Source organism: Bacteroides sp. HF-4919 (assembly GCF_018860125.1).
On sequence record NZ_JAHKNF010000001.1, the window covers coordinates 120,309 to 147,152 of the forward strand.

Genomic DNA, 26,844 nt, shown 5'->3' on the forward strand with positions numbered 1-26,844 from the left:
TAATCCAAATAAAATAGTTTCCTTTGCACCCATATTCGTACAAAGCAATGAAAAAATATATAATAGGTATATTGATGGCGATCATGCCCGCCACATTCACTGTGGCTCAAGAAGAAGGCACTACGCTCAGCACTGACACGACAAATCAAGACAGCATTCCCGCCCTATCCAAGCGCGAACTACGACGTCAGCGGGTGGCCCGCCGTAACCTTCACTACAATATTCTCGGAGGTCCCAGCTACACTCCCGATTTCGGTCTGCTGATTGGCGGTAGCGGGTTGATGACCTTCCGGATGAATCCCTGCGACACCACCCAGCAGCGCTCTGTAGTGCCCGTAGCCATTGCCCTGATGTTCAATGGCGGACTCAACCTGTTCTCCAAGCCGCAACTTTTCTTTAAGGGCGACCGTTTCCGTATTTTCGGACAGTTCAGTTATAAAAACACACAGGAAAACTTTTACGGCATCGGTTACAGTACCAATAAGGATTATGTGCGCAGCGACACCACCAGCCAGTATCGTTACAGCGGATTGCAGATCAACCCTTGGTTCCTGTTCCGCCTGGGCGAAAGCAACTTCTTTGCCGGTCCGCAAGTCGACCTCAATTATGACCACATGTACGATCCGGCCAAATACCTTGTCGACCAACCCTCTTATAAAGCAGCCGGCGGTACAGAGAAAGGCTATAAGAACTTCAGTTCAGGTGTCGGTTTCCTGCTGACTTATGATACACGCGACGTACCTGCCAATGCCTATCGCGGCATGTATCTCGACTTCCGAGGCATGATGTACCAAAAATTCCTGGGAAGCGACAACAACTTCTACCGTTTGGAGATAGACTACCGCCAGTACAAAACGCTGCGCAAACGCGGTGTGCTTGCATGGACCGCCCAAAGTAAAAACGTATTTGGCGACGTTCCACTCAATAAATACGCGCTAAGCGGCACTCCGTTCGACCTTCGGGGATATTATATGGGGCAATACCGCGATAAATCGTCACACGTCGTCATGGCCGAATATCGCCAGATGATCAATACGGACAAGGGCAACTGGGTGAAACGCATGCTCAGCCATGTAGGCTATGTGGCATGGGCCGGATGCGGATTTATGGGTCCCAATCCGGGAAAAATAGAGGGTGTTCTGCCCAACATGGGCGTGGGTCTCCGCATAGAAGTACAGCCCCGTATGAACGTCCGTCTCGACCTGGGACGCAACATGGTGAACAAACAAAACCTGTTCTATTTCAACATGACCGAAGCATTTTAAATAAATTATATTCAAATTCAATGCTATATTTATAAAAAAAAGGGGTATATTTAGGGCATTAGTTGCAGATTTGTCTTATCTTTGCACAGATTTCACAAGCATACAGACAATATATACAAATAAATATACCCGTTTATGAAAAGAATCCTATTCATATTCATTAGTATACCCCTACTCTTATTTGGTGCAGCTTCTCTTGTATATGCGCAGGAAACCAGCGATTACTCTAAACTGACTACGGAAGACTATACTAATATTTCCCTCCCCCCACTCGACCTTCTGTTCGAAAATGCCAAAGGAGGACCGATCTATGAACTGGCCGGTGTAAAAGAGCAGATAGAGCGCAAACTGCTGGCCAAGGAAAGACGCGCGTTCCTGAAGTTCTTCAGTGCCCGGGGTACTTATCAATGGGGAAAAGTAGGTATGGATAATACCTTTACTGATGTATCTACGCCCATCATGTACAACTACAATACATCCAAACAAACCATGTATACGATAGGTGGCGCTATCAACATCCCCTTTGACGAATTATTCGATCTGTCTCCTCGCGTTAAACGCCAGAAGCTGAATGTAAAAGCCGCTGCCTTGGAACGGGAAGTAAAGTTTGAAGAGATGAAGCGGGAAATCATCGAAATGTACGCAACCGCAACCTCTCAACTCAATGTATTAAAACTGCGGGCGGAAGCCTTGGAATTGGCAACTATGCAGTATGATGTAGCCGAGAAGAATTTTGTAAACAACATCATTGACACGGGAAATTTGTCTGTCGAGAAGCAAAGACAATCCGCTGCATTAGAAGCTTTCGAAAAAAGTAAGTTTGAAGTAACCAAAAGCCTGATGATTCTGGAAGTCATCACCCGTACACCTATTTTAAGAAAATAAACAATCATACATTATGGACTATGTATTTTATCTGCTCCGTTCCCTCTATCGCGTGAAATGGTGGATCCTGTTGGGTACGGCCCTTATTACCGCTTTTGTATATTTCCGTATAGGACGGATGCAGGGAGGTTACAATGTGGAATCCACTCTTTATACAGGGGTTGTATCGGGCTATGGCATCGAAGAAACGACTAAAGTAGACTGGGCGTTGGCTCAAAACTCAATGGACAACCTGATCAATATCCTGCAATCGGAAAGTACCCTGAAGCGTGTCTCCCTGCGTCTCTTCTCACGCGTCCTGGTAAAAGGAAGGCCGGATAAAGACAACGAAGGAATCACCGCCTCCAGCTATAATTATACTTACAATCACATGAAGAACAGTAAGGATGGTAAAGCACTGGTTGCCTTGATCGATCGGAACAGCGAAGACAAGACCATGGAGAACTTCATGAAATATGAACGTCCGGACAAAGAAAATTACATTTACGGATTGTTTTATTTTCAGCATGTATTTTACAGTTATCAAGCCCTGAAGAGGATCAAAGTAGAACGTAAGGGAAACAGTGATTTAATCAAGACCAGCTATCAGTCCGGCGATCCGGGCATTGCCTATAATACGATTGACATCCTGATGAAGGAATTTGTCAACGAATATCAGGCACTCCGTTACGGCGGCACCGATAAAGTGATTGAATACTTTGCGGGAGAATTGAAACGCATCGGTAAAGAACTTGCCGGACAGGAAGACAATCTGACCCAATATAATATAGACAACCAGATTATCAATTACTATGACGAGACCAAAGAGATAGCTGCCATCAATAAAGAATTTGAATTGCGCGAACAAGATGTAGAGTTTGCTTACAACAGTTCGAAAGCGATGCTTATGGAGCTCGAGAGACAGATGGACGCAAACTCTAAACAACTGATCCATAACGTACAGTTAGTGGATAAACTAAAGCAGACGAGCAATTTAACCGGAAAAATCACTGAGATGGAAACGATTTCATCGCCAAGTGACAGCACCGGAACCAAGCTCCAAGCCTACAAAGACCGCTTAGCGCAAAATCGGAAAGAATTGTCAAGCATTGCCAGCCGATACGTGAACGGACAACATTCCAAAGAGGGAGTTGCCCGAAACACCATCGTGGAACAGTGGCTCGACCAACTACTGCTTTTTGAAAAAGCGAAAGCCGAACTGAAAATCGTACAAAAAAGCCGTAACGACCTGAATGCGAAATACACTCACTTCGCTCCGGTAGGCACCACCATTAAGCGCAAAGAACGCGTCATCAACTTTACCGAACAGAGCTATCTGACCAACTTAAAAAGTTATAACGACGCTTTATTGCGCAAAAAGAACCTGGAGATGACCGCCGCCATCCTGAAGGTGCTCAATCCGCCTGCCTATCCGATCAATCAGGAATCTGTAGGAGGACGGAAAATTGTAGCGATGGCATGTGCCGGAGCCTTTATCTTTTTAGTGGCAGTATTCCTGTTGATAGAACTGATTGACCGCACTCTGCGTGACACACCCCGTACGCGCAAGCTGACAGGCGGCATTGTACTGGGCTCCTATCCTGCTCCCATGAAGCCCGGCCCCGTCAACAAACAATGTGAGGATGCGGCCACCCGTTATATGGGCACCGCTATTCAACGTTTCTTCACCGGACGAGCAGAAGGGCTTCCTTTTATTCTCAATCTTCTCAGTACCGAAGAAGGCAGTGGCAAGTCCTATTTGGCAGAGCGCCTTAAGAACTATTGGGAATCGCTTGGCCTGAAAGTACGACTGCTGACCGACGGGATTGATTTCGATTCCGGTTCGCCCGGTTTCATACTATCCCAAAGCCTGAAAGAAATCTATACGCCTCAGTCCGAAGAAATCGTGATTGTGGAATACCGCAATCTGAAGCAAATAAACATACCGACACCCTTGTTGCAAGAAGCTCAATTGAACTTATTGGTTGCTTCGGCTATCCTTGGTTGGAAAGCGACTGACAAGGTATTACTCCAAAAGCTCAGGTTACAGATAGGAAAGCCTCCATATTTCTACCTCAACCGCGCGCCGAAGTACGAAGTAGAGACTTACACCGGTATGCTTCCGCCATATACCTGGATGCGCAAACAGATGTATCGGATCTCTCAACTCGCATTGACAGAAAGGTCTCTATACCGCCTCCGCAGCAAGAAAACCTCCAACGACAATCTCCAGGATGACGATGATGACGAATGATGAAGAAATCTATAAAGAACGGGATCCGGATACATCCGAGCCCGTTTTTTATCTTTTGTTTGCCTCCCAGTTGATACTGATGTTGATGGGGATGTTCATGTCCGTCAAGATGGGACTGGCCACTCTTCCTACTGTTACCGTATTGGGTGTGATTGCTTTAGGCAGATGTAGCAGCCGGAGTACAGACTGGAAACGGGGGAGAAACCTAATGGCAGGGCTTATCCTGATATGGGGGCTCTATTGCCTGTTCGAAATAGGCAACTCCAATCACGTGCAGGAAGCATGGAACATAGCCATCACCCAATACTTTTTCTACCCGTTGCTTTGCGCATTCTTAGTGCCCTTGACCATTCGCAATTATAAGGGAATAGAAGTTCTGCTACTGATTTGGTCCGTTTTCGTTTTAATAGCCACCCTGAAAGGTTACTGGCAAAAAAATCACGGTTTCAACGAACGGGAACTCTATTTTCTTTATGTACTTGGAGGACACCGTACCCATATCATCTGGTCCGGCATCCGCTATTTCTCCTGCTTTACCGACGCAGCCAACTATGGAGTCCACGCAGCCATGGCGGCCACCACTTTCGGCCTGTCCGCCTTCTTCATCCGTAAAAAGTGGATGAAGATATACTTCGGTGTCACCACCCTTTGCGCTCTTTATTGTGTTGGCATCTCGGGTACCCGGGCAGCCGTAGGCGTACCGTTGGGAGGAATCCTGCTGTATGTTTTAATCTCTAAAAACTGGAAAGGGTTTGTCTTCGGAGCCGTTTCTCTGTTTGCCGTCTTTTCATTTTTTTACTTCACTAATATCGGAGACAGCAACCAGTATGTCCGCAAGATGCGCTCTGCCTTCCGTCCCAGCAAAGATGCATCCTATCAAGTGAGGGTTGAGAATAAGCACAACATGAAAGCATTGATGGCAGTAAGACCTATCGGTTACGGGCTTGGCCTGTCGAAAGGAGCACGTTTTCAGCCCCGGGAGCTGATGCACTACCCGCCCGACTCATGGTTGGTGAGCGTATGGGTAGAAACGGGAATCATAGGACTGGTGCTCTATCTGCTTGTTCATGGAGTACTCTTTGCCTGGTGTTCCTGGCTATTGATGTTTAAGGTGATGAACAAGCGCTTGAGAGGCTTGTTGGCCGCCTGGCTTTGTATGGCTGCCGGTTTCTTCGTTGCCGCCTATGTAAATGATGTGATGCAATATCCCAACTCCATTATCGTTTATACCGGTTTCGCCCTTTGCATAGCGGGTCCTTATATCGATCCCGTGATGCAGAAAGAAGAAGAGGAACTGAAAAAGAAGAAAAATAAGACAGAGCAAGAAGAATTTTATTAATAATTGAAATAGAAATGAATACGATTCACCACAGAGTACACGGAGGACACAGAGTTTTAATCTCTTGTTTATTAAGATGTTTAAGAGAAAGATATTCTCTGTGTTCTCTGTGTCCTCTGTGGTGAATAATACTCAAAACCGTTACATAAATGAAACAAACATCTCCTATCATCTCTTTTATCACCATCTGCTACAACGGCTTGAATGACACTTGTGAGCTGATAGAGTCGCTACGCACTACCATACACTCCGTCAGTTACGAAATCATTGTGGTGGACAACGCGTCCCGGCAAGATGAAGCCCGGATGATACAGGAACGATACCCCTTTGTGCGTACCCTCCGCAGCGAAAAGAACCTCGGATTCGCGGGAGGCAACAACCTCGGGATACAGATAGCCCAAGGACAATACCTGTTCCTGATCAACAATGACACTTACCTGACCGAAGACGGGCTGCCCGCCCTGATAGAACGGTTGGAGAGCAGTCCCCGCATCGGAGCAGTTTCGCCCAAGATCCGCTTCGCCTTCCCACCGCAAAACATCCAGTTTGCCGGCTACACCAAGTTGAGCCCCTATACGATGCGCAACAAGGCTTTGGGTATGGGATGTCCGGACGATGCAACTTTCAGCACGCCCCGCCCCAGCGCCTACCTTCATGGAGCCGCGCTGATGCTGAAACGGGAGGTCATCTGGAAAGCCGGACTGATGCCGGAGATTTATTTCCTCTATTATGAAGAGTTGGACTGGTGTACCAGCATGACGCGCGCCGGCTATCAGCTTTGGTACGAACCGCGCTGCACCGTTTTCCATAAAGAGAGCCAAAGCACCGGCAGGCAGAGCCCCCTTCGCGCTTTTTACATGATGCGAAACCGAATGCTTTACGCCTGGCGCAACCTGTCGGGAATGGAGCGCTGCCTGTCCATCGTTTACCAGATGCTGGTAGTAGCTCCCAAAGACAGCCTGCGCTTCGCCCTGAAAGGACAGCCCAAGTTAGCAGGAGCCGTTTGGCGCGGAGTGAAGGATTTCTGGGCGCTGTGCTGAATCGTCTGCATAAATGTTTAAACAATAACCCAATACCAGACTTATGATACTAACCTTGATCGACTGGATTTTATTCATTCCGCTGGCGCTCTGCGTCAGCTATCTGCTGGTATATGCCATCGCTTCCAAATTCTATCGTTCCCCCATCTATCCGGAAGCGGACAAGTTGCACCGCATCGCCGTATTCTTCCCTGCTTACAAGGAAGACAAAGTCATCATCGACTCCGTACGCTCTTTCCTTGAGCAGGACTACCCCAAAGAGATGTACGATGTATACGTTATCTCCGACCACATGCAGGACTCCACCAACGAAGCCCTTCGGCAGCTCCCCATCCGTCTGCTGACAGCCACCTACGAAGACAGTTCCAAGGCCAAAGCTCTCCTGCTGGCCATCCGTGCCATCCAGGAGGACGGAAAGGCAAGCGGGCTAAGCGACTACCGGCTGGCTTACATGTATGACATCGCCGTGGTAATGGATGCCGACAACGTAACCGTCCCCGGTTTCCTTTCCGAAGTAAACCGTGCCTACTCTGCCGGAGTAAAGTCGATGCAAGCCCACCGCATAGGCAAAAACCTGAATACGGACATCGCCCTGCTGGACGGGGTGAGCGAGGAAATCAACAACGGATTTTTCAGGAAAGGGCACAATGTCCTCGGATTGTCCGCCGGCTTGGCGGGTTCGGGTATGGCTTTCCAGTATTCCTGGTATTACGAGGCTGTGGATCAACTCAGAACGGCGGGCGAAGATAAGGAGCTGGAGCTTCTGCTGATTGAGTACGAAATGCATACCGTCTACTTGGATCACCTGCCCGTCTACGACGAAAAGACGCAAAAGAAAGAGAACATCAAGAATCAGCGCCGGCGCTGGATGGCAGCACAATTCAGCATTCTGCTCAGGGCGTTGCGCTTCGTAAGAGACGTCAAGGAGGATGCGGGATGGTGGCGATGGTGGCCGGAACCGGATTTGACCAATAAAATTGTCCAATGGATGCTCCCCCCGCGCCTGGTGCAACTGACGGCCGTTTTCGGGCTGACACTGCTCGCCACATTAGTGAGCTGGCAGGCGGCACCCAAATGGTGGGTATTGTCGGCAGCACAGGTGGCAGCCATGTTCATTCCCGTCCCCGCCCGTCTGCTCAACGGCAGACTGCTGAAGGCACTGATGCAAGTACCCTCGCTGGCACTGGGAACCATCGCTAACCTGTTCCGGCTCAAAGGAGCTAACAAGAAATTCATACATACCGAACATGGGTGAGTGATAAATCACCACTCCGTGACACTGAGTTTCACGGAGTTTCAGTTCGCCACAAATTTCACAGATGAATACAGAGAATTTATTTTCTTTTGGATACCCATAAACGAGAGACCGGAACTCTATGAGCTTCTGTGATAAATCATCCTCTGCGAAACTCTGTGAGCCTTTGTAGTAAATTATCACTGAGTTTTGCAGTTCCTTCTGTTCCTCGTTCACCGTTCCTTGTTCAAAAACGCTCATCGTTGGTGCAATAAACGCAATCACCGATTTGAGAATCAAGATCCATCTTCTAATCAAAACAGTTTCGGTCAATATGTTCATAAGATTTCATTTTAAAAAGTTGAGAATATGTCTTCCTTTCGGGGAACGACCGGACAAAGCTAAGCATTGGAAGCAGAGAATACAAAAAAGTGGTGCAGATTGGTGCATTTCGGTGCAAAAGAGCACAGCGCTTTCCCGATGAAACACACCCTCTACCCAGGTTAAACAGAGCCTCTTTTACTCCCTTTTGAACCTTCCATTTCCACCATCCAGAGCCTCCAAAACACCAACACGGAGACCAGCATGCTTTCACACCCGCAATATTCTCTCAATCAGCTGTTTATAAAGGCAGCATCGAAACCTGCCAACATGAAAACCTGCACATAAATAAATAATAAACAAAAAAGATATATTAAAATATATCAGCAGAATTTGCGATCGGAGGACGATTTTTCACTATCATCTGATCTCACTGCTCCCGAAACAAATCCAGAACTCAGCATCATAAATCGCACCAGACTGTCCCGGAACTATTGGCGAGCTTACGAAAAAAGCGAATTTATCTACCACACAGGCCTCCGAGATGATGGAAATAAGCCGCAGCTTGCTATGCAAACTGGAGCACGGCAAAAACATGTCGACTGAAAAACTGGCAGACATCATCGCTTACTACATTGCTTTCATAGAAGAAAACTCGGAAGTGAAAATCAGTTGCCGGGAGATACTGAACGAAATCATCATGCAGGCCTCACCTTTTTCCTGAACGACATAAGATTCATTGTCTTTTTTTTTATTACTTTTGCAGAAACAGAGCCAAAACAAACATCATGAATGCATTAATCGTTTTCAACGAAAAAGATACAGACAACCTTTTTGTCCATATATTGTGCGATGCCATCCGCCGGCAAGGAATCCATGTCGAAAGATCCGTGCAAGCTTTCTGGGAATCGGACGCCCGTTACGACATCATCCATTTTCAATGGCCCGAAGAGGTAGTAGGATGGAACTGCACCGACCCATCAGTTATAGAAAAGCTGAAACAACGCATTGACCGTTTTCGTGCCGGAGGCAGCCATTTTGTGTATACACGCCACAATATCCGCCCACACTATTGTAACAGTCCTATCATCGGGCAGGCTTATGATATCATTGAGACAAACAGCGACCTGACCGTACACATGGGACAATTTAGTTTCGACGAGTTCAAAAGCCGCTACCCAAAGAGCCGGAACATTCTGATTCCGCACCATTTGTACGAACACACGTATAATGAAACGATTTCACAACAAGAAGCCCGACGACAACTGGGTATCCCGGCGGACCGCTACGTGATCACTTCATTCGGTAAGTTCCGCAATTGGGAGGAAATACGCATGGTGCTGGGCGCATATGTACACCTCAAGGAAAAGAAAAAGTATCTGCTGGCCCCACGCATGTTCCCGTTTTCAAAACATCCCGGATACAGCAACCCGCTGAAACAGCTCTTTTCCCACATCGGATATCACATAGGAATGCCATTGCTCAATAAAATATTGCACATGAAGACGGGAGCTAACGAGGAACTGATCAGTAACGAAGCCCTTCCATTATACATTATTGCCGCGGATGTAATATTCGTACAACGCAAACAGATTCTGAATTCAGGCAACGTACCGTTGGCTTTTCTTTTCCACAAAGTAGCTATAGGCCCGCAAACGGGAAACGTGGGAGAACTGCTGCGCAAGACCGGTAACCCGACATTTGACACCGCCCTCCCAAAGAGCATCGTTCATGCGCTGGAAGAGGCCGCTTCTCTGGAGCGGAAAGGACAAGGAGAAAAGAACTACGAACATGCCATCGCACACTTTGGAACAGAACGCATAGGCAGGATGTACGCCGAAGCCTACCGCTCGCTGCAATAAATAAGTCCGTGACCTAACAAATATTCATCTTATGACCTCTATCAAACATCAACTCTTCTCCGGAGTATTCTATACCGCCCTTGCCAAATACAGCGGCATAGGGGTGTCACTCGTCGTCGCGGGCGTATTGGCACGCCTGATTTCGCCGGACGACTTCGGCGTGATGGCCATAGCCACGGTGATCATTGCCTTTTTCAACCTGTTCACCGACGTAGGCCTGTCACCCGCCATCATCCAGCACAAAGGATTGACCCGGGAGAACCTGTCCGGACTCTTTTCTTTCACCATCTGGACAGGCATCGGCCTGGCACTGCTTTTCGCCGCTGCCTCGTGGCCCATTGCCGCCTACTACGACCGGGAAATACTGCGGACGCTGTGCCAGCTGCTGGCCGTCAACCTGTTTTTCGCCTCTGCCACCATCGTTCCCAACGCACTGTTCTACCGCAACAAAGAATTCAAATTCATCGCCCTGCGAAGCTTCGTCATACAGATCGCCACCGGTGCGGCAGCCGTAGTGGCGGCTCTGTGCGGAGCCGGATTGTATGCGCTGGTCATCGGGCCCATCCTGTCGGGCATCCTGATTTTCGTGGTCTCCATACGACGCTATCCGCAGCGCCTGAGGCTTACGTTGGGGCTGGACGTGTTGCGCCGGATATTCTCCTATTCTGCCTACCAGTTCCTGTTCAACATCATCAACTACTTCAGCCGGAACCTCGACAAACTACTGATCGGCAAGTACATGGGAATGTCTCCCCTGGGTTATTATGAAAAATCGTACCGCCTGATGATGCTGCCGTTACAAAACATCACACAGGTGATCACCCCGGTGATGCACCCCATCTTCAGCGAATACCAGAACGACCTTGAACGCCTGGCATCGGGTTACGAACGCATTGTCCGCTTTCTGGCCTTCATCGGACTGCCGCTGAGCGTGCTGCTGTACTTCACGGCCGGCGAGGTGACCCTGATCCTGTTCGGCGACCAATGGATGCCCTCCATCCCTATATTCCGGATACTCACGCTGTCGGTAGGCATACAGATCGTCCTCTCCTCCTCCGGGTCCATCTTTCAGGCGGCAGGCGATACGAAAAGCCTGTTTGTGTGCGGCCTGTTTTCATCGGTACTCAACGTGGCGGGCATCCTGCTGGGCATTTTCCGGATAGGCACACTCCAAGCCGTAGCTACGTGCATCACACTGACGTTTACCGTCAACTTTGTGCAATGCTACTGGATGATGTACCGGGTGACACTGCACCGCAGCCTGCGACATTTCGCGGTTCAGCTTGTATCACCATTAGCGGTCAGTGTGCTGCTGATAGCCGTACTCTATCCGCTCAGCCTGCTGACAGAAGGAGGCAACATTTTTCTGACCCTGATTGTAAAAAGCATTATATTTTTCTGTATATTTGGGTGCTACATACAGTTGACCGGTGAATATGACATCATCGGCAAGGCAAAAGGCATCCTGAACAAACGTAAAAGCAGGGGGTGAAAGCCCATCTTAAAAACAAAACAAACAATGAAAGCACTGTTTCTTATCTTCCACGGATTCGAAGAGGCAAACGGGATCAGCAAGAAAATCCGTTACCAGATAAAGGCACTCAAAGCGTGTGGCTTGGAAGTAGATACCTGTTGGCTGGATGACGCCCACGACCACAAACGGCGGATGATAAATAACCATGTCCTCCGGGATTATGGCAACGGAATCCGGGGAAAGATTCTGAAACGCACCGAATTAAACAGCATCGTCCATTATGTAAAGACAAACGGAATGCAACTGGTTTATGTAAGAAGCGACCACAATACAACTCCTTTTTTGATCTGCATGTTGTGGCGCCTCAAGCGGGCCGGCGTAAAAGTTGTCATGGAAATACCCACCTATCCCTATGACCAGGAATACAAAGGTCTTCCATGGGCATATCGGCGTGTATTAATGGCAGACAAGTGCTTACGTGGATTAATGGCCACGCAAATCGATAAGTTTGTCACTTTCTCAGACCACAAAACCATCTTCGGCCGCCCTACGATACAAATATCCAATGGAATCGATTTTGACTTCATTCCCCTCAAACAGAGCACTGCCACTACCCGCGAACTGCACTTGATAGCCGTAGCCACCATACACCCGTGGCACGGATTCGACCGTGTCATCCGGGGATTGACACACTACCTCCGGCACGAGCATCGGGAAGATGTCAAGCTACACATCGTAGGTCAGGGCGTACCGGCAGTCGTCGACGAATACCACGCCCTGGTGGAGGAAGGGGCAATAGAACAAAACGTTATCTTCCATGGCCCCTTGTTCGGAGAACCTCTGAACCGGGTATTCGACCAATGTCAAATAGGAATAGGCAGCCTGGGGCGCCATCGAAGCGGAATCACAGACCTGCGGTCACTGAAAAATCGCGAGTACGCTGCCAGAGGTATCCCTTTCATCTATTCAGAAACAGATGCGGACTTCGAATCGATGCCCTACATCCTGAAGATACCGGCAGACGAATCTCCGGTAGACATCGGACAAGTGGTCCGGTTCTACCATTCGGCAAAAGAGATCCGACCGGCTGACATACGAGCCTCCATCCGGAATAAACTTTCGTGGGAAGTGCAAATGAAACATGTAATCGAGGAACTATGAAACAACCCATAAAAATAGCCTACTGTATCCCCGAACTCACTGTCGCAAGTGGCATGGAGAGGGTACTTACATTAAAAATGAACTATCTGGCCGACGTTTTGGGATATGACATATACGTCATCCAGACTGAAAATAAAGAACTGCCTCCTTATTATCCTTTATCAGAGAAAGTCCACATCATCCATCTGGACCTCAATTTCAATCACATATACACAACCGCCAAGTATCTGTGGCAGCGATTGTGGAAATACAGCCAACTGCAAAGAATCTATAAGAAACGGTTGACTGAGGCATTGATGCAAATCCGTCCGGATATTACAATTTCCGTTTTGCGGCGAGAGATTAATTTCTTAACTTCCATCAAAGACGGTAGCCTGAAAATCGGCGAATTCCACTTCAGCCGGCATAATTACCGCAGCCTGGAACACCAAAAGTTCCTTCCACACTTCGTCCGCCGGAAATTATCAGAATTATGGATCGGGCAACTGATTAATAAACTGCGTAAGCTGGACCGTTTTGTCGTGTTGACAGATGAAGATAAAGAGATGTGGCCGGAACTGGACAATGTCATTCGCATATACAACCCGATCTCTTTTAAAGTAGAGCATACAGCCGAAGGGACGGCACACCGGGCTATTGCCGTCGGGCGATACACCTACCAAAAAGGATTCGACTTACTGCTGCCTGCATGGCAGATCGTCAGCCGTAAACATCCGGACTGGGAACTGGAGATATTTGGCGCAGGCGACCGAGCTGCTTATCAAGAACAAGCCCGGAAACTGGATATAGAAAAAACATGCCATCTGAACGGCATTACCAATGACATAGCAACAGAAATGCGCCGAAGTTCTATTTTTATACTTTCATCACGTTATGAAGGGTTTGGCATGGTCATAACAGAAGCTATGGCATGTGGAATCCCTCCGGTAGCATTTGCCTGCCCATGCGGTCCACGCGACATCATTACAGACGGAAAAGACGGATTGCTGGCCGAAAACGGCAACATCGAATCCCTGGCCGAAAAAATCATCTACTTGATAGAGCATGAAGCTCAACGACAGCAGATGGGAAAACAGGCACAGCAAAGCATACGAAAATTTCATCTGGATACAATCATGCAACAATGGGACGAACTCTTTAAAAAACTACTATCATGAACATAACGCAGCTTATAACCCGGATATACCATAAATTGAAATATGGCAGTACGGTGGAGTGGTATAACTTTTGGTATATAGTTCTCCGCAGACGGCAAAAGATTATCCCTCAAGTGGCATCAATAGATGAAACGATCCGGAAAATAATACAAGACCGATGCTCCGTCAGCCGCTTTGGTGACGGAGAAATGTTATTGACCAACGCCCACAAAAGAATTGGTTTCCAAGAAGGTAATCCCCAACTGGCCCAGCGGCTCAAAGAGGTGTTGACCAGCGATAATGATAAACATTTAGTATGCATATCCGATGTTTTTCAGCATTTGGAACGTTACAACCGGAAAGCGCGAAGATTCTGGCGCACTCACTTCTTTATCTACGGCCCGTGGTGGGACCGGCTATTACTTCCCGGACGAACCTATTATAATACATTTGTCACACGTCCTTATATGGATTTTAAATCGAAAAGAGAATGCGGGAAATGGTTCCATGACATGAAAGGCATTTGGGAAGGCAGAGACATCATATTTATCGAAGGCGAAAAAAGCCGTTTAGGGGTGGGCAACGACCTCTTTGACAATGCACAGAGCATCCACCGGATTTTATGCCCGCCCTGTAACGCTTTCAACTCTATAAATCGCATCCGGGCAGAAGCATGCAAACAAAACAAAAACGTGCTCTTCCTGATCGCATTGGGCCCCACAGCTACAGTATTGGCCTACGATTTGTTCAAAGCGGGATACCAAGCTATCGACATCGGGCACGTGGATGTGGAATATGAATGGTGGCGTATGGGCGCGCGACGCAAAATAAAACTCGAACGCAAATATGTGAACGAAGTAGCGAACGGAAACCAAGTAGCCGATGCGGGAGAAGAGTATAACAAACAAGTAATCATCAAAATAGATTGAGAAAATGAAAATAGTCTATTATATCCCGGCACTCTATGGAACAGGAGGGCTGGAGCGTATCATTACTTTCAAAGCCAACTATCTGGCTGAACATTGGGAAGGAAGTGAAATTTATATCCTTACTTCTGAACAGATAGGACGTCCTATTCATTATGATTTATCGCCAAAAGTAAAGCACCTGGACTTAAATGTACCTTTTGATTGGCCCTTTAATCAATCGCCTATCAGTAAATTTTTGAAATACCCATACCGCTATTGGTTATTCAAAAAACGTTTCTCCAAAACCCTAAAAGAGTTGCGCCCCGACATCACGATTTCAACACTGAGAAGGGAACTGAATTTCATCTCTTCCATACATGATGGAAGCATAAAAATCGGAGAGTTACATTACACTCGCCACTTCCACAAAGAAAAAGGTATAATAGGACTACTCAATATGTATTGGGTCAAAACGTTTCTGAAGCATCTTCAATCACTCTCTAAACTAGTAATACTCACACATGAGGAAGCTAATTTCTGGCCAGAACTTTCGAATCTTTACGTTATTCCCAATCCCATAGCCACCTTTGGCAACCAGCTATCGGATTGTAGCCAAAAGCAGGTCATGGCCGCCGGAAGATACTCTGACGAAAAAGGATTCGACTTATTGATAGAAAGTTGGTCTATCGTCTCTAAACGACATCCGGACTGGAAACTACGTATTTATGGAGACGGCGGTTTACGTACCGAGTTGCAGCAACAGATTGATCAAGCAGATATCGGTCAGACTTGCTTCCTGGAGCCTACCACCCCCAACATAGCTGACAAATATTGCGAAAGTTCGATTTTCGTACACTCTTCCCGGTATGAAGGGTTCGGAATGGTCATAACTGAAGCGATGTCGTGCGGAGTCCCACCCGTGGCATTCGCATGCCCCTGCGGGCCCCGTGACATCATAGAGCACGGACTGAACGGACTCTTGGCACAACCGGAAGACATAAACGATTTAGCCACGCAAATAAACGACCTGATAGAGCATGAAGACAAACGAAAAGAAATGGGACGAAATGCCCGCATACGTTCAGAACGCTTCCGAATGGAAACTATCGCGCAGGAGTGGAAAACATTATTTGAAACATTAAAAGTAACAAAAGAGTAAATGATGAAGTGGTATACAAAATATTTGCAAGTATACGAAAAACCTTTTGCTGAAGCACCGCAAAATGTCATTGACGAAGTTCGTGAAAATTTGAGAAAGCTACAGTCGGATTCTCCGGTTGTTACAGTCTCCGTCATAGGATATAACGAAGAGAAACGTCTATTGGCAAGCCTGTGGTCCTTAAGTGAGATGAAGTGCAAATATCCGGTGGAGATTATCGGGACAGACAATGATTCTAAGGACCGGACGGCAGAAATCTATGAAGCGACAGGGGTACCATATGCGATAGAATATCAACACAGCTGCGGACACGCCCGGCTTTGCGGATTAAATCGTGCGCGGGGAAAATATCACATTAATATCGATTCCGATACATTGTACCCTCCGCACTATGTCGAGACAATGGTTAACGCATTAGAGCGTCCCGGAGTTGTGGCGGTAAGTTCACTATGGAGTTATATACCCGACAAAGAACACTCCCGGACCGGATTAAAAGTATATGAGTTTCTCAGGGATATTCATCTATGGATACAATCAATCAAACGCCCGGAATTAAGTGTAAGAGGACTGGTATTCGCATACCGCACGGATTACGCCCGCCAAACAGGGATACGCACAGACATCAAGCGGGGTGAAGACGGATCATTGGCTTTACGGCTCAAAGAGTATGGAAAAATATACTTTATACGTAAAAAGAAGACACGTGCGGTCACAGGATATGGCACTATAAGTGCTGACGGATCATTAGCCGGCAGTTTCAAAGTGCGGGCAATCAATGCTCTCAGAAACATAGGAGGAATATTCACCTCCCGAAAAGAATATAAAGATGAAGACGACAACCTAATTCAACCTAAATAAAATTAAAATAAAAAATACTATGATCACCGTACAAATCCTTTTCTGGCTTGCCCTCTTCCTCGTATTCTATACCCACTTGGGGTACGGAATACTGCTTTACACACTGGTCAAGCTCAAAGAGCTCACTGTGAAACCCGCCAGGCGGCAACTCCCGCCCGACAAGCTGCTGCCGGACGTGACACTCTTTATCACTGCCTTTAACGAAGAAGACGTTGTGGACGAAAAAATGCGCAACTGCCTGAAACTGGACTATCCCGAGGACAAATTGCACATTGTGTGGACCACCGACGGAAGCAACGACTCTACCAACGAACGACTGAAGGCATGGCCGCAAGCCACCGTCCACTTCCAACCCCTGCGGCAAGGAAAAACCGCTGCCATGACACGGGGGATGACACTGGTGGACACGCCATTTGTGGTATTCACCGACGCCAACACAATGCTGAACCGGGAAGCGATACGCGAAATCGTGTTGGCTTTTGAGGACCCGGGGGTGGGATGCGTGGCCGGAGAAAAACGCATTGCCGTGCAAGAAAAGGATGGAGCCGCAGCCGGTGGTGAGGGCATATACTGGAAATATGAATCGACACTGAAAGCACTGGACGCACGTCTCTATTCGGCTGTGGGAGCCGCAGGCGAGCTGTTTGCCGTACGCCGGGAACTGTTCACGGTGATGGAACCGGACACACTGCTGGATGACTTCATCCTGTCGCTACGCATCGCCATGCAGGGATACAAGATAGCCTATTGCACCCGGGCATATGCCATCGAAAGCGGATCGGCAGACATGAGCGAAGAGCAGAAAAGAAAGGTGCGCATTGCCGCCGGCGGACTGCAATCTGTCTGGAGGCTGAGGGAACTGCTCAATCCCTTCCGTTACGGAGTGCTGAGTTTCCAGTATATATCACACAGGGTGCTGCGGTGGTCGGTGGCCCCGGTGCTGCTGTTCGCCTTGCTCCCGCTCAACGTTGCCATACTGCTGATGGGGGGCTCTCCTATCTGGTACGGCACCATTCTGGCACTTCAGGTATTGTTCTACATCTTGGCAATGGGAGGCTATTACCTGTCTGCCCGGCAAATAAAAAACAAGCTGTTATTCATCCCATATTATTTCCTGTTTATGAACATTAACGTGATGAAAGGTGTTAACTACCTTCGTAAAATGAAAGGAACAGGAGCATGGGAAAAAGCCCAAAGAACGAAAACAGAATCCTTAAACCAATAAACCAAACGAAGCATGGATAGAATACTGCATGACGTAAACAATGCCCATAAGATACTGCAACTGACAGCTGACACACTGATCTTGGTGGACAAAAACGGCACGTGTCTGGACATCGACCCGCACAGCGATTTGTGGTTTCTGCAAGAAGACAGGCTCTTGGGAAAAAATCTGTTCAATCTGCTTCCCGACCATACCTTCCAGAAACTGCTGCCGGACTTCCGCCGGGTGACCCAACAGGGGATAACGGTGAACCGCAACTACAGGCTGCCGCTGGAAGGAGGCGAAACGTACTACTTCAAATGCATCATGCAGCCGTATGACGGCGACAAGGTGCTGTGCCAATATCGTGACATCACGGCACGAAGCAACGTAAAGCTGCAACTGGAACGTACGAATTACGAACTGAAAGAGATACAAAAAGCGGCACAGATAGGGCAATGGAAATATTCATCGCGCGAAAAGACATTCTATTATCGGGGATACAACGGAATAGTATGTACGGAAGAAGAGCGGAGCATCAACTTTCAGGATTATTACGAGACCATTCTGAGCGAAGATCTGCCTGCCGTGAACACATGGATGGAGGCAAACCGCCGTAAACTGGTAAAGGAGTACATCGAATACCGCATTCTGCTGGAAGGACAGGTATACTATATGCGCCAGCAATGCTACCTGAGGGGTGAAGAAGAAGACGGTAACATCATTCTGGAAGGGTATATACAGAACATCACCGACATACAGCGGAAGCGCAACGACATCAACACGCTGACGCATGCCATCAACAATGCCAAAGAAAGTGTATACGCGGCACGCAGAGACGGCACGCTGATATTTGCCAACAGGCAGTTCAGGCTGAACCACCGGATCGCGGAACAGGCGGACTTGTCGCAAATACGGGTGTTCGATGTTGTGGGCGACATGACCAGCATGGAGGACTGGGAAGAACGTTACCGCAACATACAGGAAGGCCAGACCCTCAACTTTCTGGCCTACCAACCCCTGAAGCACGATAAAAACACATTGGCCTTTGAAGGCAGCATGTACAGTGTGACAACGGACGACGGAGAAGAAACCTTCTGGTCGTTCACCCACGACATATCGGAACGCATCCGGTACGAATCGCAGATCAAACGCTTCAATCGCATCATGGACACCACGATGGAGAACATCCCGGCAGGTATCGTGGTGAAAGATATCGAGAACGATTTCAGGTACATCTACCGCAACCGGGAGTCGTACAATCGGGATATCAGTTCAGAAAATGCCATCGGAATGAACGACTTCGACTACTACCCGCCGGAAATGGCGCAGCAGAAGCGAAAAGAGGATATGGAGATTGCCGCTACCGGAAAAGGGATGCACTGGATTATGGAGGGCAAGGATAAAAACGGAAATCTGCTGATTCTCGACAAGCAAAAAATCATGGTGGAAAGCGAGGACTTCTCGCCCATCATTGTCAGCATCGAATGGGACATCACCCAGCTGGAACTGATGCGCCGTGAACTGATAGAATCGAAAGAGAAAGCGGAAACATCGGACAAACTGAAGTCGGCTTTCCTTGCCAACATGAGCCACGAGATACGCACCCCTCTCAATGCCATCGTAGGATTCTCGCGCATCATCTCGGAGAGTGACAATGCGGAGGAAAGGAGGGAATATTACGAGATTGTAGACGCCAACAACGAACGTCTGTTGCAACTGATCAACGAAATATTAGATCTTTCCAAAATAGAGTCGGGCATCGTAGAGTTCGCTTACGGGCCGGTGAGGCTGCATACGCTTTGCAAAGAGATTCATGATGCACACGTATTCCGCTGTCCGCAGGGAGTGGAACTGAAGTTCGACTCGCCGGACGAAGCGCTGAGCATCCACTCGGACAAGAACCGGATTTTCCAGGTATTCTCCAACCTGATAGGCAACGCGTTCAAATTTACCACAGAAGGCAGCGTAAGCTACGGTTACAAACAGGAAGGTGAGCGAGTTGTATTCTACGTCAAAGATACCGGACTGGGCATCGAGCCCGAAAAGCTGGGAAGGGTGTTTCAACGGTTTGCTAAACTGAATAATTTTGCCCAGGGCACGGGGTTAGGATTGTCGATCTGTAAAACGATCATCGAACGGCTGGGCGGAGAGATTGCGGTCTCCTCGGAAGTGGGCACAGGAACCACATTCACCTTCTGGCTGCCTCTGGAAAGCGCAATGCAAGATGTGAAGGCCGATAAGGAAGAACATCGGGACGGAGAAACCGACAACCTGCAATATCCGAAAGCCGACGACCGGACAAAAGAGCCGGCAGGAAGTAAGGAGGAACGTAAATCCATGGAAGTAACGGAGGCGGAAACCGATAAGGCTACCATCCTGATAGCAGAAGATACCGACAGCAATTATGACTTGCTAAATGCGATTCTGGGCAGGAAATACCACCTGGTACGTGCCAGAGATGGTATGGAAGCTGTAACCATGTACGATGAAGCGGAACCGGACCTGATATTAATGGATATAAAAATGCCCAATCTGGATGGGTTGGAGGCTACCAGAATCATCCGGCAATTGTCCGCAGATGTACCTATCATCGCACAGAGTGCTTATGCTTATGAATATGACCGGAAAGCTGCCGAAGAGGCAGGATGCAACGATTTCATCTCGAAACCGATTGCTCAGGAAAAGCTGAAGGAGATGATAAAGAAATGGTTGAGATAAAGAACCTCACCACAAGTTCACCACAGAGGACACGGAGTTCACAGAGGAAGAATTTAAGATCTTTCTATAAACCTGGAAAATAAAAACTCCGTGTCCTCTGTGTCCTCTGTGGTGAACTTATGGTGGACTAAAATGCAGAATTTAAAACAATGGGAAAGAAAGCCGTATCCAAATTATTTTATTATACCTCTGTCGCACTGACTTTTGCTTTGGCAGGTGTCACCATCACCGGAGCATTTGCCGGGCATGTTCCCCCGGAAAGTTCTACTTTAATACCTTTCATCGGGCTCTTGCTGTCGGGGCTCTTGTTAATCAACCTCGCTGCGGCCATCTATTGGGGCATACGCCGCCGGTTCTGGATAGTCATTCCGCTGATAGCCATAGCTGCCAACTGGCAATATCTGGGACGGATATTCCAACCACCCTTTCCGGCGGAAAAAGGAGGTGGAAAAACTTTGAAAATAGCAACGTATAACGTAGACAGTTTCGGTAACGAGCAATCGGGGTACTCGTGCAAAGAAATCGCGAAATACATGGAAGAGCATCAAGTGGACATCGTCTGTCTTCAAGAGTTTGCCGCTAACCGATATTTCACCGCAGACAGCATACGAAACACTTTTGCAAACTGGCAATACGTCATTATCCCGCAAGCTCCGGACAGCATCTCCATCCTGCAGATAGCTTTATTCAGCAAATATCCGGTGAAGGACAGCAAACTGATCACTTATCCGGACTCAAGGAATTGCAGTATGTGGTGCGACCTGGACGTAGACGGACAAACGGTTCGTGTTTTCAATAACCACCTGCAAACAACGGAGGTCAGCCAAAATAAGCGCAGACTGGAAAGGGAACTGGCTAAAAACGAACTGACAGGCAGAGAGGAAGCAGCGGCCAGGCAATTGTTGGAGGGACTCAACGAGAACTTCAGGAAACGTGCGGCACAGGCAAAGACTTTGGAACAATTAATCCGCACCACCCCCTACCCTATACTGGTTTGCGGTGACTTTAACTCTCTCCCATCGTCCTACACATACAGTACCGTGAAAGGTGACAATCTTCAAGACGGATTCCAGACTTGCGGACATGGGTACATGTATACGTTCCGGTACTTTAAACGCCTGCTGAGAATCGACTATATTTTCCATTCCAAAGAATTTAAAGGGGTAGACTACTATTCGCCTGACCTCGATTTGTGCAGTGATCATAATCCGGTAGTGATGGAGGTGAAGATGTAAGCGGGAATGTATCAAAACACCTTTTCACTCCCATAGCTCCCGTTATAATATAAAAGAAGGCCGTCCTGATTACTCAGAGCGGCCTTTCTTATTATAAATGAATTAGTTTTCTTATTCTACTTTCTTCAAAGAGTCTGCAACATATTCAAACTGTCCTTTACCTATCACTTTATATTTAATGGTATATTGTGTGGTAGAAGAGCCATCGTAGATGGCGAAGTTAATTGTATAGAACACATCTACGCCCTCTACCACATCAGCACTGCCGTAGATTGCTTTCAATCCCGGAATAAATGCCTCAGGCAGACGTTCGAACATCAACTTAGTCAGATCGGCATCCGACATCGAGCCATAAGCGGAAGCACTTTGTGCCTTCCATGCGGAGGGACGGAAGTCGAAATTGTTATTGTAAGCCGAACCACCATAATAATAATCGTTGTTACCGTATGAAGTCACATACTCAGGATGGTTCTCTTTCACCCAATCGGTGATGGCCTGATAGAACGCAGCAGACTCCGCATTACCCTTCTCAGCCTTCAACGTGATTACTGTACTCGGGTCAAAGTTCCACTTACCGTCAGACAGTACAAACTGCTCTGTCTTATCAACAATACGTGTATTCAACTCCCATCTCGCTTTTTCGGCAGAATAAGTATATTCATCACTGTAGATTTTCAAAGCAGTACCATTATAATATCTGTAGACCACTACACGTGCATCGCCATCAACAGGATATGCTACCATCTTAGACAAATAAGCAGGCAAATAGTTAACAGCCGGAACTTCTGAAGTAAAGTAACGTTTGCTCTGTCCCATATCTCCATAATCGGCAAATGTGGGAACATATACGCTATTGTTCTTATCTTTCCAGCTCTTACCATCGTACACTTTCACTGCGTAAGCAGGAGTAGAAAGACTGTTAGCCGGGATAGAAGTACCTACCATGATGTTATCAATCTGATAAGTAGTAGTCTTTTTATTGGCACCATCACCTACATACTTAAAGGCTACATACACCTTCTTGCCTGCATAAGCTGATAAAGACACTTTACCGGCAGAAGCGAATGTACCGTAACCACTTGTCGGCTTAGTAGGGATGTTGAAGTCCGAAGTCACGTCGGTCCAACTGGCGGCATCGACATTCTTACCATCGAAATTCTCTGAAATAAGAACTGACAAGCAGCTGGCATTATAGTATCCCACGGTCACATCAAAACCAAGATAATCACCGGCAGCAACAGAAATAGCAGGAGTAACCATCCAGCCGACGCATGCCCCTTTCGTACCGTTTGCCGAATACTGAACATACTGGTTATCATCATAAGAAGTGACTTTCCACTGAGTGCCACCGGTAGAGCTGATAAACCATCCATCCAAGGATTTCAGTTCACCCGTCGCAACAGCCTCAAAATTCTGCCACATCAACGGATTCTCCAACTGTCCCTCGCCCAACTTATAGTCAACGAAAACAGCAGTTCCTTTTTCAGCATCCTTGAACTTCTCGTTCAGGATCTTAGATATCTGACCTTCTGTCTTTTCATTCAGATAAGGCGCAAACGCATCCTCACCATAAACCAATTTGTATTCGGCATCCGTCGGTTTCAGATATTTCACCGAAGCATACTCCGACAGCAAAGAAGACATCGCTTCTTTGTACTTATAAGTAATCTTTGCACTCGAACCCTTATCGGCGGTGTAATACTTATCAAGCAAGAAAGCAGGGATATAGGTAGCTCCTGTAATCTTCTCTGTCAGATAAAGATTGGTCTTGATGTTCTCAAGATCTTTAGATACACCACCTGCTTTGGCGATATCTTTATTAGTAGAGTTCGTACTGATAGTTGCATAATCAGCATCAGTCAGCGTATATTCTATCTTCATCAAATTCGTCGGTTGGGTCATATCGTCCAATCCTTCGAAGTTGTCATCGTTATATTTACAGCCGGACAGCAGAATCAACGATACCGCTACAGGCATTAATAGATTTCTATTCATAATTTAAACTTCCTGTTTTAGATTAGAAATTAACTTTTAATCTCAAGCTATAAGTACGGCCAAATCCGTAGAACACATTATAAGCGGTCTTCCAGTCGTGATTGCTACCATCTGTAGCGTCAGAAATATAAGTCTGGTCGAATAAGTTGTTCACGTTACCTGACAGCACTGCATTCAGCTTACCAAAGTTGAATTTGTAACTTGCGTTTAAGTCGAATGTGCTTGCTGACGGAATACGCCAGGGAGTAGAAAAGTCTTTTTCACTGTTCATCACCAGGTCGTTTGAGGTTAATGCCCAGTCAGCATAGTTACGTGCGTATAAATTCCAGTCGATACCCAGACGGATGGCCTTATCAATCTTGAAAGTAGCACCCAAAGCAGCAGTAGTCTGCGCCGATCCTCCCACTTTCACATCTTTCAGGTTCAGTTTCATTGTACCCGGTTCCAACCCATTGGCTGCGGCATTAACAAGAACTGTTATATCTTTACCATCATTTCCCTTAATAGATGCACTGTTTACAAACTGACCTTCAACAGTGAAACTTCCTGATGCATTGCTATCCCAACGCCAGTTACCGATAGAGAACATACCGCTCAAATCCAGCCATTGGAAAGGTCTTGCAACAAAATCAAGTTCAACACCCTGGTGTAAGGCGTTTACACCTTGCATATTGATAACAGATTTGGTAGAAACCAGCTTATTTGCATCATAAGGCTCGCTAAGACTACCTTCGTAGTAATTATTAATATCTTGCGAACGAGTAGTAGTCTTATCCATCCAGCGAGTGTGGTAAGCATTGACATTCACCGTCAAATACGTTGAACGGTAACCATATCCGATTTCGAAAGAGAAAACTTTTTCGTTTACTGCATCCGGATTAGTCGCATTGCTGGTAGTTGAATTCAGGAAAGCACCGCCCGAGAAGAAAGGAGCACGGCTGATATAACCGATATTAGCAAAAACGTTATGATTTTCGGTAAGGTTATAATTCAAACCTCCTTTTGCATTCCATCCGATAAAATTGGTGGTTTTTGATTTAGCGTGTGCCTTGTCATAGTAGAAACGGTCATAACGCCAGTAACCGGTATTAGAAACCGAACCGGAAATGAAAGCACTCAGCTTATCTCTGTTGTATTCACCCTGGGCAAACACACCTTCAGACATTACATAACCATCGTAGTCACGATAAACCACATCACCCACTTTCAACTTCTGATTTACGAATGCCGAACCGGCAGCAGCAGCGGAATTGTTGGAAGTAAGCACATTGGTTCTTGAACTGGAATCTACATAAAAGTCACCACCATAGAGGTCAACCAGTTCATTCGTATGCGTACCTTTATAATAACGGTAGTCTATACCACCATAAAAATCAAAATAGTCACCAATCTTGGTTGTATAAGTAGAGAGCAGACCATACCAGTTATGGAAGTTCTTAGACTTCGACATAGCCATAACCGAACCGTTCTCGCTGGCTTCGTTCAAAGCATAGATTTCATCATAAGCAAATGTACCGTCAGCTTTACGGAAAGTCATATTCAGCTTTCCACTGTTACTACCATACCAGTTGCTACGATCAGCACTGGTCAATCCCTGACCGGAATAACCATATCCACGACCGATAGAAGCATACAAGGCTGTACTTAAGCTTGATTTATCATTAATCTGCCATAAATGGTTCAACGACAACTGAGGTTTATTATATACATTATATGCAGATGATTTTCTTTGTCCATTCAATCCAAAACCGTAAGTAGGATTATAACGATAAGGCTTTTCACCATTCATATAGTTTTTAGCAACTTCTTGCCATCCCTCGATAGTAAGTCCGTCTTTATTTCCACGCTGATTGTGCCACTGAGGAGCAGCAAAAGCAGTAAATGACAATTGATGATTGTCGTTGAAACGTTTTGTGATATTCACAAACCAGTTATAAGCCTCGTAGTCGGTTCCCTGGATATAACCATCTGCCCAGGTCTTACCTCCCAAAAGGGTCATAGCCCAACCTGACTTAGTCAATCCGGTAGATACCTTGAACAGGATCTTGTTTAATCCGTCATTACCCATACCATAAGATACGAAACCGCCCTTATTGGCATCAATTGTATTTGTCACGATGTTGATAGAACCACCCACAGAAGGAGCTGCTACCTTTGACGCACCCAAACCACGCTGTACCTGCATGCTACGAGTCACATCACTCAAACCGGCCCAGTTAGACCAGTAGATACCACCCCACTCCATATCATTCATCGGAACGCCATTAATCATCATAGCAGAGTTCTCAGTCTTGAAACCACGTATGTTCACTTTGGAATCACCAAAACCACCACCTTGCTTAGTTGCATAGATACCCGGAGTTGACTTCAGAACTTCAGGAAATTCCTGCGTTCCGAGTTTTTCTTCGATAAAGACGGGGTCAACTGTTGATACAGCTACCGGAGTTTTACGCGAAACAGCAACGGAAGATGTAATGATAACGTCGTTCAATACCATTGCATCCGGTGCCATTTTAATCACGCCCAAATCTTCAGTACCACCTTTGTGAGTGATCTTCTTACTGAAGTCTTTGTAGCCAAGGTACTTGATAAGCAGTGTCGAACCGGAGGCAGCTTTCTGTGTAAACTCACCATCCAGGTTAGTCACACTACCTTGGGTAGTACCGACAATCGTTACGGCTGCACCAATCAATGGCTCACCTGTTTCCGCATCCACAACTTGACCTTTCACTGTTACCTGGGCAATAGCCGTAGCGGCAGAGCATACCGTCAGTACTGCAACCAGCAGGAAATGAATTAGATGTCTTCTCATAA

Annotated in this window: 19 protein-coding genes; 17 read left to right on the forward strand and 2 right to left on the reverse strand. The window is 47.0% G+C overall.

Features of this window, described 5'->3' with window-relative positions; translation table 11 throughout:
- The first annotated feature begins 47 nt into the window (after positions 1–47).
- From KO473_RS00495 to KO473_RS00575, 17 genes are all read left to right on the forward strand, one after another.
- Positions 48–1,265 (forward strand): BamA/TamA family outer membrane protein, encoded by a 1,218-nt coding sequence (locus tag KO473_RS00495; RefSeq protein ID WP_032537391.1) that lies wholly within the window; start codon positions 48–50, stop codon positions 1,263–1,265.
- Positions 1,266–1,400: 135 nt separating this feature from the next.
- The gene (locus tag KO473_RS00500) at positions 1,401–2,150 is read left to right on the forward strand and encodes a TolC family protein (protein ID WP_005820002.1); all 750 of its coding nucleotides are present in this window, start codon (positions 1,401–1,403) and stop codon (positions 2,148–2,150) included.
- Positions 2,151–2,163: 13 nt separating this feature from the next.
- Positions 2,164–4,383: a membrane protein gene (locus tag KO473_RS00505; protein ID WP_005820001.1), complete on the forward strand. Its 2,220-nt coding sequence runs from the start codon at positions 2,164–2,166 to the stop codon at positions 4,381–4,383.
- Complete coding sequence (locus KO473_RS00510) at positions 4,373–5,722, forward strand: O-antigen ligase (RefSeq protein ID WP_032537474.1); 1,350 nt, start codon at positions 4,373–4,375, stop codon at positions 5,720–5,722. The genes KO473_RS00505 and KO473_RS00510 overlap by 11 nt, the downstream gene beginning before the upstream one ends.
- Positions 5,723–5,871: 149 nt before the next feature.
- Complete coding sequence (locus KO473_RS00515) at positions 5,872–6,762, forward strand: glycosyltransferase family 2 protein (protein WP_005819999.1); 891 nt, start codon at positions 5,872–5,874, stop codon at positions 6,760–6,762.
- 43 nt (positions 6,763–6,805) lie between these two features.
- On the forward strand, positions 6,806–8,017 hold the full coding sequence (locus KO473_RS00520) for a glycosyltransferase family 2 protein (protein WP_005819998.1): 1,212 nt from the start codon (positions 6,806–6,808) through the stop codon (positions 8,015–8,017).
- A gap of 844 nt (positions 8,018–8,861) precedes the next feature.
- Positions 8,862–9,041: a hypothetical protein gene (locus KO473_RS00525; protein ID WP_032530920.1), complete on the forward strand. Its 180-nt coding sequence runs from the start codon at positions 8,862–8,864 to the stop codon at positions 9,039–9,041.
- A gap of 64 nt (positions 9,042–9,105) precedes the next feature.
- Complete coding sequence (locus tag KO473_RS00530) at positions 9,106–10,179, forward strand: glycosyltransferase family 1 protein (RefSeq protein WP_005776897.1); 1,074 nt, start codon at positions 9,106–9,108, stop codon at positions 10,177–10,179.
- A gap of 31 nt (positions 10,180–10,210) precedes the next feature.
- The gene (locus KO473_RS00535; protein WP_005776896.1) at positions 10,211–11,671 is read left to right on the forward strand and encodes a lipopolysaccharide biosynthesis protein; all 1,461 of its coding nucleotides are present in this window, start codon (positions 10,211–10,213) and stop codon (positions 11,669–11,671) included.
- A gap of 27 nt (positions 11,672–11,698) precedes the next feature.
- Complete coding sequence (locus KO473_RS00540) at positions 11,699–12,814, forward strand: glycosyltransferase (RefSeq protein ID WP_005805316.1); 1,116 nt, start codon at positions 11,699–11,701, stop codon at positions 12,812–12,814.
- The gene (locus KO473_RS00545; RefSeq protein ID WP_005805313.1) at positions 12,811–13,971 is read left to right on the forward strand and encodes a glycosyltransferase family 4 protein; all 1,161 of its coding nucleotides are present in this window, start codon (positions 12,811–12,813) and stop codon (positions 13,969–13,971) included. The genes KO473_RS00540 and KO473_RS00545 overlap by 4 nt, the downstream gene beginning before the upstream one ends.
- Positions 13,968–14,879, forward strand: a complete 912-nt coding sequence (locus KO473_RS00550; protein WP_005819993.1) for an SP_1767 family glycosyltransferase — start codon at positions 13,968–13,970, stop codon at positions 14,877–14,879. Before KO473_RS00545 ends, KO473_RS00550 begins: the two co-directional genes overlap by 4 nt.
- A gap of 4 nt (positions 14,880–14,883) precedes the next feature.
- On the forward strand, positions 14,884–16,017 hold the full coding sequence (locus KO473_RS00555; RefSeq protein WP_005819991.1) for a glycosyltransferase family 4 protein: 1,134 nt from the start codon (positions 14,884–14,886) through the stop codon (positions 16,015–16,017).
- 3 nt (positions 16,018–16,020) lie between these two features.
- Complete coding sequence (locus KO473_RS00560; protein WP_122130946.1) at positions 16,021–16,875, forward strand: glycosyltransferase family 2 protein; 855 nt, start codon at positions 16,021–16,023, stop codon at positions 16,873–16,875.
- Positions 16,876–16,894: 19 nt separating this feature from the next.
- Positions 16,895–18,100, forward strand: coding sequence for a glycosyltransferase family 2 protein (locus KO473_RS00565; RefSeq protein WP_122130941.1), 1,206 nt, complete (start codon positions 16,895–16,897; stop codon positions 18,098–18,100).
- A gap of 12 nt (positions 18,101–18,112) precedes the next feature.
- Complete coding sequence (locus KO473_RS00570) at positions 18,113–20,800, forward strand: ATP-binding protein (RefSeq protein WP_005819986.1); 2,688 nt, start codon at positions 18,113–18,115, stop codon at positions 20,798–20,800.
- A gap of 149 nt (positions 20,801–20,949) precedes the next feature.
- Positions 20,950–22,035: an endonuclease/exonuclease/phosphatase family protein gene (locus tag KO473_RS00575; RefSeq protein ID WP_005805302.1), complete on the forward strand. Its 1,086-nt coding sequence runs from the start codon at positions 20,950–20,952 to the stop codon at positions 22,033–22,035.
- A gap of 111 nt (positions 22,036–22,146) precedes the next feature.
- On the opposite strand, the gene KO473_RS00580 is transcribed toward KO473_RS00575, so the two are convergent.
- Positions 22,147–24,030 carry a choice-of-anchor J domain-containing protein gene (locus KO473_RS00580; RefSeq protein ID WP_005819983.1) on the reverse strand — a complete coding sequence of 628 codons (1,884 nt, stop codon included), beginning with the start codon at positions 24,028–24,030 and terminating at the stop codon, positions 22,147–22,149.
- Between the two features lie 22 nt (positions 24,031–24,052).
- Entirely contained in the window at positions 24,053–26,842 is a 2,790-nt protein-coding gene (locus KO473_RS00585; RefSeq protein WP_005819980.1) for a TonB-dependent receptor domain-containing protein, read from the reverse strand.
- Between the last annotated feature and the right edge of the window lie 2 nt (positions 26,843–26,844).